This is a genomic window from Caenispirillum bisanense (assembly GCF_039523075.1).
GTDB classification, from domain to species: domain Bacteria; phylum Pseudomonadota; class Alphaproteobacteria; order Rhodospirillales; family Rhodospirillaceae; genus Caenispirillum; species Caenispirillum bisanense.
The window spans coordinates 134,233-146,238 of sequence record NZ_BAAAEP010000003.1; the positions used below are offsets into that span (position 1 = coordinate 134,233).

11 protein-coding genes are annotated in these 12,006 nt (G+C 69.5%); 6 read left to right on the forward strand and 5 right to left on the reverse strand.

Translation table 11 applies throughout. The features are described from left to right. Window positions 1-91 precede the first annotated feature (91 nt). Together groL and groES are read right to left on the reverse strand one after the other, a co-directional pair. A complete protein-coding gene (gene groL / locus ABD056_RS03355) occupies window positions 92-1,729 on the reverse strand; it encodes a chaperonin GroEL (protein ID WP_343864401.1) in 1,638 nt (545 codons plus the stop codon). Between the two features lie 49 nt (window positions 1,730-1,778). Then, on the reverse strand, window positions 1,779-2,093 hold the full coding sequence (gene groES / locus ABD056_RS03360; protein WP_343864403.1) for a co-chaperone GroES: 315 nt from the start codon (window positions 2,091-2,093) through the stop codon (window positions 1,779-1,781). Between the two features lie 273 nt (window positions 2,094-2,366). Between groES and ABD056_RS03365 the strand changes: the two genes are divergently transcribed. From ABD056_RS03365 to ABD056_RS03375, 3 genes are all read left to right on the forward strand, one after another. After that, window positions 2,367-2,630, forward strand: a complete 264-nt coding sequence (locus tag ABD056_RS03365; RefSeq protein ID WP_343864405.1) for an usg protein — start codon at window positions 2,367-2,369, stop codon at window positions 2,628-2,630. A gap of 98 nt (window positions 2,631-2,728) precedes the next feature. Then, window positions 2,729-3,469, forward strand: coding sequence for a DUF3750 domain-containing protein (locus ABD056_RS03370; protein WP_343864407.1), 741 nt, complete (start codon window positions 2,729-2,731; stop codon window positions 3,467-3,469). A gap of 196 nt (window positions 3,470-3,665) precedes the next feature. After that, on the forward strand, window positions 3,666-4,493 hold the full coding sequence (locus ABD056_RS03375; protein WP_343864409.1) for an NF038132 family protein: 828 nt from the start codon (window positions 3,666-3,668) through the stop codon (window positions 4,491-4,493). A 112-nt stretch (window positions 4,494-4,605) separates the two neighbouring features. On the opposite strand, the gene ABD056_RS03380 is transcribed toward ABD056_RS03375, so the two are convergent. Together ABD056_RS03380 and ABD056_RS03385 are read right to left on the reverse strand one after the other, a co-directional pair. Further along, window positions 4,606-5,904 (reverse strand): hypothetical protein, encoded by a 1,299-nt coding sequence (locus ABD056_RS03380; RefSeq protein WP_343864411.1) that lies wholly within the window; start codon window positions 5,902-5,904, stop codon window positions 4,606-4,608. Window positions 5,905-6,039: 135 nt separating this feature from the next. Beyond that, window positions 6,040-7,446: an aminotransferase-like domain-containing protein gene (locus tag ABD056_RS03385; RefSeq protein ID WP_343864413.1), complete on the reverse strand. Its 1,407-nt coding sequence runs from the start codon at window positions 7,444-7,446 to the stop codon at window positions 6,040-6,042. 89 nt (window positions 7,447-7,535) lie between these two features. Here ABD056_RS03385 and ABD056_RS03390 point away from each other — a divergent pair, with 89 nt between their 5' ends. Next, window positions 7,536-8,513: a threonine dehydratase gene (locus ABD056_RS03390; protein ID WP_343864415.1), complete on the forward strand. Its 978-nt coding sequence runs from the start codon at window positions 7,536-7,538 to the stop codon at window positions 8,511-8,513. Window positions 8,514-8,536: 23 nt separating this feature from the next. Here the strand turns inward: ABD056_RS03390 and ABD056_RS03395 are convergent, their stop codons facing one another. Beyond that, the gene (locus ABD056_RS03395; protein ID WP_343864417.1) at window positions 8,537-9,832 is read right to left on the reverse strand and encodes an MFS transporter; all 1,296 of its coding nucleotides are present in this window, start codon (window positions 9,830-9,832) and stop codon (window positions 8,537-8,539) included. Window positions 9,833-10,378: 546 nt separating this feature from the next. On the opposite strand from ABD056_RS03395, the gene ABD056_RS03400 reads away from it, so the two are divergent. Both ABD056_RS03400 and rpoH read left to right on the forward strand, forming a co-directional pair. Then, window positions 10,379-10,858, forward strand: coding sequence for an Hsp20 family protein (locus tag ABD056_RS03400; protein ID WP_343864419.1), 480 nt, complete (start codon window positions 10,379-10,381; stop codon window positions 10,856-10,858). Between the two features lie 73 nt (window positions 10,859-10,931). Further along, complete coding sequence (gene rpoH / locus ABD056_RS03405; protein ID WP_343864421.1) at window positions 10,932-11,870, forward strand: RNA polymerase sigma factor RpoH; 939 nt, start codon at window positions 10,932-10,934, stop codon at window positions 11,868-11,870. Window positions 11,871-12,006: the final 136 nt, after the last annotated feature.

The following is a 12,006-nucleotide window of genomic DNA, read 5'->3' on the forward strand; positions in this document are numbered from 1 at the left end:
GCCTTGCGCGCAAGCAGAAGGGGCCGCCCTGGCGGAGCGGCCCCGATGCTGCCTGACCGGCGGTGGAGCGGACGCGGGGTCCGCGCCGCGATCAGAAGTCCATGTCACCCATGCCGCCGCCGGGCATGGCGGGGGCGGCGGACTTGGGCTCCGGCTTTTCGGCCACCATGGCTTCGGTGGTGATCATCAGGCCGGCGACCGAGGCGGCGTCCTGCAGCGCGGTGCGGACGACCTTGGTCGGGTCGATGATGCCCTTCTTCACCATGTCGGTGTATTCGCCGGTCTGGGCGTCGAAGCCCCAGTTGGTGTCGGTGGACTCCAGCAGCTTGCCGGCGACCACGGCGCCGTCGTGGCCGGCGTTGACGGCGATCTGGCGCACCGGCGCCTGCAGCGCGCGGCGGACGATCTCGATGCCCACCTTCTGGTCATCGTTGGCCGGCGACAGGCCTTCCAGCGCCTTTGTGGCGTAGAGCAGGGCGACGCCGCCGCCGGCGACGATGCCTTCCTCCACCGCCGCGCGGGTGGCGTGCAGGGCGTCGTCGACGCGGTCCTTCTTCTCCTTCACCTCGACCTCGGTGGCGCCGCCGACCTTGATCACCGCCACGCCGCCGGCCAGCTTGGCCAGCCGCTCCTGCAGCTTCTCGCGGTCGTAGTCGGAGGTGGTTTCCTCGATCTGCGCCTTGATCTGCGCCACCCGGCCCTCGATCTCGGCACGGGCGCCGGCACCGTCGACGATGGTGGTGTCTTCCTTGGTGATCGTCACCTTCTTGGCGGTGCCGAGCATGGCGAGCGTCACGCTCTCAAGCTTGATGCCCAGTTCTTCGCTGATCAGCTGGCCGCCGGTCAGGATGGCGATGTCCTGCAGCATGGCCTTGCGGCGATCGCCGAAGCCCGGCGCCTTGACGGCCGCGACCTTCAGGCCGCCGCGCAGGCGGTTGACCACCAGGGTGGCGAGGCTTTCGCCTTCCACATCCTCGGCGATGATCAGCAGCGGCTTGCCGGACTGCACCACCGCTTCCAGCACCGGCAGCAGCGGCTGCAGGCTGGACAGCTTCTTTTCGTGGATGAGGATGTAGGGGTTTTCCAGCTCCGCCACCATCTTCTCGGCATTGGTGACGAAGTAGGGCGACAGGTAGCCGCGGTCGAACTGCATGCCTTCGACCACGTCCAGCTCGGTCTCCAGGCCCTTGGCTTCTTCGACGGTGATCACACCCTCGTTGCCGACCTTTTCCATCGCCTTTGCGATGATCTCGCCGATCTCGCGCTCGCCGTTGGCGGAAATGGTGCCGACCTGGGCGATCTCGGCATTGGTGGAGACCTTCTTCGACCGCGCCTTGACGTCGGCGACGACGGCGGCGACGGCCATGTCGATGCCGCGCTTCAGGTCCATGGGGTTCATGCCGGCGGCGACGGACTTGGCGCCCTCGCGCACGATGGCCTGGGCCAGAACGGTGGCGGTGGTGGTGCCGTCACCCGCCAGATCGGCGGTCTTGGACGCCACTTCCTTCAGCATCTGGGCGCCCATGTTCTCGAACTTGTCCTTCAGTTCGATTTCCTTGGCGACCGAGACGCCGTCCTTGGTCACCCGCGGGGCGCCGAAGGACTTGTCGAGGACCACGTTGCGGCCCTTGGGGCCGAGGGTCACCTTCACCGCGTCGGCCAGGATGTCCACGCCGCGCAGCAGGCGCGCGCGGGCATCCGCCGAAAACTTCACTTCCTTAGCGGCCATAGGTCTATGCTCCGAAACGTCGTTTGATGGGTCTGGGTCCGGGGGCGCGTCAGGCGGCCTTGGCGGTCGCCGCGCTGCCTTCGATGACGCCGAGGATGTCGCTCTCCTTCATGATCAGGAGATCCTCGCCGTCGATCTTCACCTCGGTGCCCGACCACTTGCCGAACAGCACGCGGTCGCCGACCTTGACGTCGAGCGGCTGCAGGCTGCCATCTTCCGCCCGAGCGCCGGGGCCGGCAGCGACCACTTCGCCCTGCTGCGGCTTTTCCTTGGCGGTGTCGGGGATGATGATTCCACCCTTGGTCTTTTCGTCGGCTTCGATGCGACGAACGAGAACCCGGTCATGGAGCGGCCGGAAAGTCATGGCTGTTGCCTCCGTCATTCCTTGTTCAAGCAAATGACTGCTAACGGTTGAATGTGCTCCCGCTGCGGCGGCGAGCGGCAACAGATCTAATCAAACCGGAAAAACCGTCAAGAGGGGGAATGCGGATTTTTGGCAGCACTCCTGCCAAGGTGCTGCTAAGGCATTGAATCATAAAAGGAATACCTTGATTTGCGGCAGCCTGTCCAGGCATCATGGCGTTGAACGGGAACAGGAAAAGTCATTCGGGGAATCGCCGCTGACGGAGACACCGCCATGACCGCTCTCGCCAAACAGTTGACCGGCTACCGCCTCACCACGGCCCGCATCACCTACCACCTGCCGGACCATCCCGCGCTGCTGCAGGAGTACATCTGGCAGGAGCTGGACCTCGCCCCCGGCTACCCGGAACTGCGCCGCTTCCTGGACTTCTGGCAGAAGAACCTGGATGGCCGGCTGCATTCGGTGCAGGTGGCGAGCCGCGCCCTGATATCGCCGGCCGAGATGCGCCTCGCCACCGCCGAGCTGCGCCTGCACTGACCACCGCCTGCCCTAGGTGCAGGCCCGCCTTCCCGCCGCCGCATTCGCTCCCCACCTTGGAGGCAGCGGATGCGGCGGCGGCAGGGAGGCGGCGGCGGGTGCTCAGGCTGGTGTGGAGGACGGTGCGCACCCTGATGGTGCTGCTGGTGCTGATGCTGCTGCCCATCGGGATGAGCGCCCTCAGCCGCGGCGTGCCCGACGTGCCGTGGCACGCCGCCACCCGCGAGCCCACCGGCCAGGCCCCCGATCCGGCAACGGAGCGCCGCGCGGTCATCCAGGTCTATGCCGCGCCGGCCTTCGGGTGGCGCGGCATCGTCGGGGTGCATCCGTGGATCGCGGTGAAGCGCACCGGCGCCGACCGCTGGCAGCGGTGGGAGGTGCTGGGCTGGGGCGGCGGCCGGGTGGTCAGCGACCGCATGACGCCCGATGCCGAGTGGTTCGGCTCCCGCCCGCAGCTGCTGGTCGACCTGCGCGGCGGGGCGGAGGTGGAAGCGCTCATCGATCGCATCGAGGCGGCGGTGGCGGGCTACCCCTACGACGGCCGCTACGCCATCTTCCCCGGCCCCAACAGCAACACCTTCGTCGCCCATGTGGGGCGGGCGGTGCCGGAGCTTGGCCTCGACCTGCCGGCCAACGCGGTGGGCAAGAACTGGCTGCCGTGGACCGCACCCGTCGCCCGCGCCCCCAGCGGCGGTGGCGTCATGGTCAACTTCGGCGGCTGGGCCGGGCTGCTGCTGGCGCCGGAGGAAGGGGTGGAGGTGACCCTGTTCGGCCTGTCGGCGGGGGTGGACTTCCAGCCGCTGGACCTGCGCCTGCCGGGGGTGGGCGGGGTGCGGTAAGGCGGGCGGCTGTCGCCCTGCCTTACACCTTCCGGCCTAACCCGCCGCGCCTGCGGTTCGAAATTCCTGCAACTTCAGAGACTTGCCTGACATGGCCCGCCGTTTGCTCAAGCGGCGGCCGAAGGTGGCTTTCGGGTCCGTCGCGGCCGCGGCGGGCATCTCTGCAAGGGCTCGGACGAGCGAAAGGGATTTCACCATGAAGGTATTCCACCGGTTGGCCGTCAGTGCCGCCGCTGCCTGTTTCTCCCTCGGCGCCATGGCCGTTTCCGCCGGCCAGGCGGCGGCGGGCGTGTTCGACAGCGGCATTCCTTCCGGCTGGTCGTGCGTCGGCACCTGCGGCGCCTCGCCGGCCGATGGCGTGGTCACGGCGCCGCCGTCGGGCGCCACCAACTACGGCTGGGTGTCCAGCAACCAGGGTGTGAGCGGCGTCGGCCTCGGCCTGGGCGGCGAGCGCACCGGCTCGGTCCTGCGCACGGTGGCCTTCACCGCCGAGGCGGGCGACGAGCTGGCGTTCTCGTTCAACTACGTCACCTCCGACGGTGCCGGCTTCTCCGATTATGCCTGGGCGCGGCTGCTGAACTCGGCCCTGGTGCCGGTGTCGCTGCTGTTTACGGCCCGCACCACGCCGGGCGGCAGCACCGTTCCCGGCTTCGGCATGCCGCCCATCGAGGCGACCATCGACCCGGCCACCGTCACCATCGTCGCCGGTCCGCCGGTGTGGTCGCCGCTGGGCGGCTCCTCGGGCACCTGCTATGCCGCCGGCTGCGGCTTCACCGGCTGGGTGCAGTCGACCTACTCGATCCTGGCGGGCGGCACCTACTACCTGGAGTTTGGCGTCGTCAACGTGCTCGACAGCGCCTATCAGTCGGGTCTGGCCTTCGACGGCATCACCGTCGGCGGCGTCATCATCGGCCCGCAGCCGATCCCCGAGCCCATGACCCTGTCGCTGCTGGGCGCCGGCCTGATCGGCCTGGCGGCGGTGCGGCGCAGCCGGCGCGAAGACAAGGCGGCGGCGGCGGCCTGAAGATCTTTGCTCGCATCGTGCCGGGGTGAATGAAAAGGGGCGGCCCGCCGGGGCCGCCCCTTCCGCATGGTGCCGGATGGCACTTCCGCATGGTGCCGGATGGCGCCGAGCGTCACACCATGGCGAAGGCATCCCAGCTGGCCACCCCTTCCAGGGTCACGCTGTCGCGGCCGCCGAGGGAGATGGTGAGGTCGCCGTTCTTGAAGCTGGCGCGCACCTGCGGGCTGCTGTCCACCCACGCCTTCACCGCCGCCAGGTCGGGCAGGTAGTCGCCTCCGGCCGGGCCGGTCTGGAACGACAGCACGTCGCCGGGTCCGTAGTCCTTGATGACGTCGCGGCCGAAGCCCTTGCCGAAGATGAAGGTGTCGTCGCCGCCGCCGCCCCACAGGGTGTCGTTGCCGCCCAGGCCGACGATGATGTCGTTGCCGGCGCCGCCGTCGATGACGTCGTTGTAGCGCGACCCGCCCAGGATGTCGTCGCCGCCCTGGCCGATGAGACCGACCTTGGAACTGGCGGCCATGGCCTTGTCGAAGCTCGGCGACAGCTTGGCCATGGCGTCCAGCGACACGGCATACTGCGAGCCGTCCAGCACCACCACGTCGTTGCGCCCGACCATGTCGTAGATCGGCGAGTCGGCCAGCGCCTGCAGGGCGTCGGGGAAGCGGGCGATGTCGTGGGCGGGCGAGGTCCAGGCCTGCATCACCTTCGACAGCAGGGCGATGTAGTCGGTTTCCGTGCCGGGATCGGGCATCGGCTCGCCCGGCTGGATGGCGTAGTAGAGGTTGTGCAGGGCGTTGGGGGCGCTGGTGTTGCCGACGATCTCGTAGATCATGTCGTTGGCATAGCCGACGTTCAGCTCGCGCCCGTCGTTCAGCAGGCCGGAGGTGGGCGAGTTGAAGGTGATGCCGCGCAGTTCCGGGTAGGCATCGGCGCCATAGGCCCGCAGCGCCGCATCCACCGCCGATCCGCCCAGGCTGTGGCCGGTGGCGACCACCTGCGTCACCTCGTCCGAGGCGGCGGCATAGGCCATGGCGGCATCCATCATGGCGCCCACGTCGGCGTAGTAGCGGGCCGTCATGTCGGCGCCGTCCAGCCGCCAGTAGCTGAGCATGTCCGGCAGCGGGTTGTCGACATCGGTGCCGCGGAAGGCGACGAACAGCACGCCGTCCTTTTCCAGCACGATGCCGGCGGCGTTGCGGTTGACGAAATAACCGTCGACCACCGACCCCTTGGCGAAGCTCAACTGGTCGGTGATGTTGGTCCAGCCGTCCGCCTGCAGGGCGTTCCAGTCAAGATCATTGCGCCCGTAGGAGATTTCCGAGGCAATGGCGGCATCAACCACCAGCGCCGAGGTAAATCCGTTGGTGTCGAACAAAGGTGTCGTCGTCTGCGTGGACTTAGGCTTTGCCATGCTTGTCTTCGCTCCAGATCCGTTTCCCCATCCGCCTGCGACTGTGGCAGTCCCGTTGCTGTTCATGAACATGGGAGAGGGAGAGGACGCCGGAGCAAATGGCTATGCCGGTCCCGTGCGGAGACTGTAGGGCCCTTACCAAAGTTCTGCGCCGCCGGCAGCCAGGGGCGGCGCCAGCAGCGGCGCCAGCCGCTCCAGCGCCACAGCCAAATCGCGACGGCTGCCGGCGGCGGTGAGGGAGACGCGCACCGCTGCCGGCCGCTCCCGCCCGGCGGCGAACAGGGCCGACGGCACCACCTCCACCCCGGCGACGCGGGCAGCGCGGGCGGTGGCCTCGGCATCGCCCGGCGTCGGCAGCCATTGGTGCGGCGACGGCGGCAGGGCGCGGCCGAGCAGGCGCTCGGCCAGGCGGCGGCGCTCGGCGATCTCGGCCCGCTGAGCGTCGCGACGGCGGCGGATGGTGCCGTCGTCGAGCCAGCGGCAGGCCACTTCCAGCATCAGCGGGCTCATGGGCCAGCTGGTGGTGTGGGCCTCGGCGGCGATGGGGGCGAGCAGGCGCGGCGGCCCGGCGATGAGGCCGAAGCGCAGGCCCGGCGCGCCGATCTTGGCCAGGCCGCTGACCACCACGCCATGATCGGGCAGCAGCGCCGCCAGCGGCGGCGTGTCGGTGAGGCCGCCGTAGACGTCATCCTCCACCACCGTCAGGGCGTGGCGGCGCACGACATCAGCAATGGCGTGGCGGCGGGCGTCGTCCATGGTGGCGGCGGTGGGGTTCTGCAGGATCGGCACCAGCACGGCGACGCGGGCGCTGGTGTGGCGGCAGGCGGCGTCCAGCCCCTCCGGCGTGATGCCGTGGCGGTCGAGCGGCAGCGGGTGCAGCTTCAGCCGCAGCTGGCGGGCCAGCGCCTTCATGCCAGGGAAGGTGACCTCCTCCACCAGCACCGTCTCGCCCGGCCCGGCCAGGGCGAGCAGCGCCTCCAGCAACCCCTGCTGAGCGCCGGCGCAGGGCAGCACGTCGGCGGGCCGCAGGGTCAGGCCCCGCTCCGCCAGCCACCGCGCCCCGGCCACCGCTGCCCGCCGCAGCAGCACCGGCGGGTGATAGGCCGTGAGGCCGCCCGTGGCATCCTCGGCCACCAGGGCGGCCAGCGTGGCGGCAAGGTCGGTGTCGGCGCCGGTGGCGGCGGGAATGTTGGTGGACAGGTCGATGACCGCCGGCGCACCCGCCGGGCCGCCGCTTTCGCCGGCCGGCTCCTTCAGCGCGAACAGGGCGGCCTCGGCGCTGTCGGCCAGCACATAGGTGCCGCGCCCGACCTCGCCGGAAACCAGATGCCGCCGCGCCGCCTCGCGGTAGGCCTGGGTGATGGTGGAGGTGTTGACCTTCAGCCGCCACGCCAGGTCGCGGTGGGTGGGCAGGCGGTCGCCGGGCTTCAGGGTGCCGTCGGCAACGGCGGCGGCGATGGCTTCCACCACCGCCAGATACTTCACCCGGTTGCGGCCGGTCAGGTCGGGCACCCAGGCGGTGGCGGCGGCATCGCTGGTCATGGAATCTTGTGACCCGGACAATGTATGTATTGAGCCGGACAATGCCCGGCGGCAGGCTCTGCGTCAACGTCCCGTTGAAGGAGCCTGCCATGTCCCCCCTGTTCAGCCTGGATGAACTGCACGCCGCTGCGGCGTTGATCCGCCCCAGCGTGCCGCCGACGCCGCAGATTGTGTGGCCGCTGCTGGCGCAGCGTGTGGGGGCGGAGGTGTGGGTGAAGCACGAGAACCACACCCCCACCGGCGCCTTCAAGGTGCGCGGCGGCCTCGTGCTGCTCGACCGCCTGCTGGCGGCGGAGCCCCGGTGTCCGGGCATCGTCTCGGCCACCCGCGGCAACCACGGCCAGAGCCTCGCCTTCGCCGGCCGCAAGGCGGGGCTGCCGGTGACCATCGTGGTGCCGCACGGCAACAGCCGCGAGAAGAACGCCGCCATGCGCGCCCTGGGGGCGGAGGTGGTGGAGGCCGGCGCCGACTTCGATGCCGCCCGCGCCGCCGCCGCCGATCTGGCGGCCGACCGTGGCCTGCGGCTGGTGCCGGCGTTTGGGCCGGAGCTGGTGCTGGGGGTGGCGACCTACGGGCTGGAGCTGATGACGGCGGTGCCGGACCTGGAGGCGATCTATGTGCCGGTCGGCTCCGGCTCCGGCATCTGCGGGCTGATGCAGGCCCGCGACCTGCTCGGCCGCCGCACCCGCATCATCGGAGTCACCGCCGCCGGCGCCCCGGCCTTCGCCCGCTCGCTGGCGGCCGGGCGGCTGGTGCCCGGCTGTCCGGCGGACACCTTCGCCGACGGGGTGGCGGTGCGCGAGCCGCCGCAGGCGGCGCTGGACATGGTGCGGGCGGGGGCGGAGCGGATCGTCGAGGTGAGCGACGACGAGATCGCCGCCGCCATGCGGGCCTACTGCTCCGACACGCACAACATCGCTGACGCCGCCGGCGCCGCGCCGCTGGCGGCGCTGCTGCAGGAACGGGCCGCCATGCGGGGGCGCAAGGTGGCGGTGGTGCTGTCGGGCGGCAATGTGGACCGCGACGTCTACGCCCGCATCCTGGCCGCCGATCTGGCGGCAGCCTGAGGGGCGGGCGGCGCGGGCGGCTGCTATTCCGCCGCCTGCGCCAGCGGCGGCGGGTCGGCCGGCGGGGCGTCGAAATCGAAGCTCAGCTGCGGGTCGTCCTCGCCGCGCGGGTCGAGCACGGCCGCCACCGGGGAGGTGCGCGGCACCACCTGGAACGGCGCCTGCTCCTCCATCGGCACCGGCGGGCGGACCCGCAGGCGCCAGGCGGCAAAGGCGGTGGCGGCGGCGCCCACCGCCAGCAGGAAGGCGAACAGCGCCAGCGGCCCGGACAGGTCCATCAGCGGCGAGGCGATGATGGGGCCGAGCGTCGCACCCACCGAATAGGACAGGATCAGGCCGCCGCTGGCCGCCACCAGCTCGTGCGGCTGCAGGTGGTCGTTGGCGTGGGCGACGGACATGGGGTAGATGGTGAAGGAGATGCCGCCGAACAGCACGGCCGCCGCCATCACCCACCAGAAGCCGAGGAAGCTCGCCCCGATCACCAGGATCGAGGTGACCACCAGCGCCACGTAAAGTCCCGCCAGCACGGTGCGGCGGTCCAGCAGGTCCGACAGCTTGCCGATGGGGTACTGGATGATCAGCCCGCCCAGGATGGTGGCCGACACGAAGGTCGCCGTCTGCGACACGCTGTAGCCGAGGCCCTGGGTGAACACCGGCGCAAGACCGTAGGAGGCGCCGAACACCACGCCGCCGGCAAAGGTGCCGAACACCCCCATGGGCGAGACCTGCCACAGCCGCCGGAAGCTGAAGGAGGTGACGTCGGGCAGGGTGGGGCCGGGGGTGCGGGTCATCGCCACCGGCACCACGGCCACCGACAGCAGGATCGACACCACGATGAACAGCACGAAGCCCGCCTCGTCCGGCACGTTCAGCAGGAACTGGCCGAGGAACTGCGAGAAGTAGACGGTGATCATGTAGGCCGACAGCACCTGGCCGCGCGTCTCGTTGGTGGCGCGGGCGTTGAGCCAGCTTTCCACGCAGATGAACAGCCCGGCCATGGTGAAGCCGCCGATCAGCCGCAGCACGAACCACACCCAGGCATCGGGAACCAGCGCATGGGCCAGGGCGGCGGCGGAATACAGCGAGGCGAAGGCCGTGAAGGCGCGGATATGCCCGACCCGGCGGATCAGCCGTTCGCTGAACAGGGCGCCGATGGTCAGGCCGCCGAAATAGCCGGCCATCACCACGCCGACCACGGTGGCGGAGGCGCCGCCCTGGTCCAGCCGCAGCGACGTCAGGGTACCCATGAGGCCGTTGCCGAGCATCATGAACCCGATGCCGATCAGCAGCGCGATGATGGGAACGACGATCTGGCGCATGAATGGAGAACTCTCGCGGGCCGTGGCGTGTTTGTCAGGAAAGGACGCGGTGGTGTCGCCCTCTCCGGAGGGATGAGCCAAAGCCCCGCAAGGGGAGGCTTGCATCATCCGCTCTCCGGTTCAACGGAAAGCCGGCCGGGCTCGTTCACGCACGCTCTGCTTCGCGGGCATGGCTGCCATCGAAAAGGAGACTGATTTGGTCCTGTATTCCCTTGACGGGGCGACCGGCAGGTCTATATAGTAACACTGCCGGATGCCGCAGAGCGGGTCCGGGCTTATGGTGCGCCAAGCCGATCTTCAGGGCTGCGGGCGGGCGAGCGGGGCAACAGGCACCGCTGACGCCGATGCAGCGGAGGTAGGGCGGGCACCGCGATTTCGCAAGGGAAGACCGGCGGCCGACACGCTGCCAAGGCTCCCCCATCACCGGTGATCCAGATGCGCCCGAAGGCGGTCCGTGGGTCGCCCGGCCGATACCGCCGACAGACGGGCACCGTGCCCGGTCGTGGCGGGGAAGGCCGACATCGCTCTGAAGGAGGATGTTTGATCATGAGGCACGACCTGGCCCCTCTGTTCCGCTCCACCGTCGGTTTCGACCGTGCTGCGCGCCTGCTTGAGGCCGCGCGCCATCTGGACGCCGGAACCAACTATCCGCCCTGTGACATCGAAGCCATCGGCGAGGCCGACTATGCGGTCACGCTCGCCGTTGCCGGGTTCCAGGCGGACGACCTGACGGTCGAAGTGCGCGACGGCATGTTGCTCGTCGCCGGGCGCAAAGGCAGCGCCCCTGCCGGTGACACGACCGCGCCGGAGGTGAAGATCCTCCACCGCGGCATCGCCACCCGCGATTTCCTGCGCAAGTTCCACCTCGCCGAACACGTCCGCGTCACGGGCGCCCGGCTTGAGAACGGCCTGCTGCGCATCGAGCTTTCGCGCGAACTGCCCAAGGCCAAGGCGCCGGTCAAGGTCGCCATCGCGACCGCCAACGCCGCCGCCGCCGCAGAGACTGCGACGTCCGCGGCGGCCTGACGCTCCGCCGGCACAACGGCCCCATCCTGTCGCGAAAGCGGGATCTGAAGAACACGAAGGGGAGGATTCCCTAATGCCCGAACTGAACGAAATCGACGTCCCCATGAAGGACATCCCGGTGCTGACGCCGGAAATGAGCTTCAGCTCCTACGTCGAGTCGATCCGCCGCTATCCGGTGCTCGAACCGCGGGAGGAGTATGATCTCGCCATGCGCTTCAAGCACCAGGGTGACGAGGCCGCCGCCCACCGCATGGTCAACAGCCACCTGCGGCTGGTGGTGAAGATCGCCTCGCAGTACCGCCGCTACGGCCTGCCCATGGCCGACCTGGTGAGCGAAGGCAACCTGGGCCTGATCCGCGCCGTGCAGAAGTTCGAGCCGGAAAAGGGCTTCCGCCTCGCCACCTATGCCATGTGGTGGATCAAGGCCAGCATCAACGAGTTCGTCCTCAGCCAGTGGTCGCTGGTGAAGATGGGCTCCGACGCGGTCCAGAAGCGGCTGTTCTACAACCTGCGCAAGGTGAAGGCGCAGCTCGGCCTCTACGAGGACAGCGACATGACGCCCGAGGATGTGGCCCGCATTGCCGAGGAACTGAGCGTCGGCTCCGACCATGTGGTGAACATGAACCGCCGCCTCATGGCCCGCGACAGTTCGCTCAACGCCCCGGTGTCGGGCGAGATCGAAACCGAGCGCATGGACCTGCTGATGGACGATGCGCCGAACCAGGAAGACACCTATGCGGCGTTCGAGGAACGGACCCTCGGCCGCCAGCTGATCAGCGAGGGTCTGGCGGCGCTCAACGACCGTGAGCGCGAGATCATCCAGGCCCGCCGTCTGGTCGACGACCCGATGACGCTGGAAGACCTGGGCAAGCGGTATGGCGTGTCGCGCGAGCGGGTGCGCCAGATCGAGAACCGCGCCTTCCAGAAGATGCAGGGCGCCATCAAGCTGGCCGCCGCCCGTCTCAAGGCGCCGATTGCGCAGGGCCTTGACCTGCTGCCTGCGCCTGTGTAAGGTCCGCCTCCAGATCGGGTTCCGGGTACAGCGCCAAGCGCTTGGCCCGGAACCCGAATTTTTCTAGTCGATCAATGTTTGCCTAAGCACTGCGGCTCGCGCGGCGGCGGCATTCTGATCACCCTTTGAAACTGTC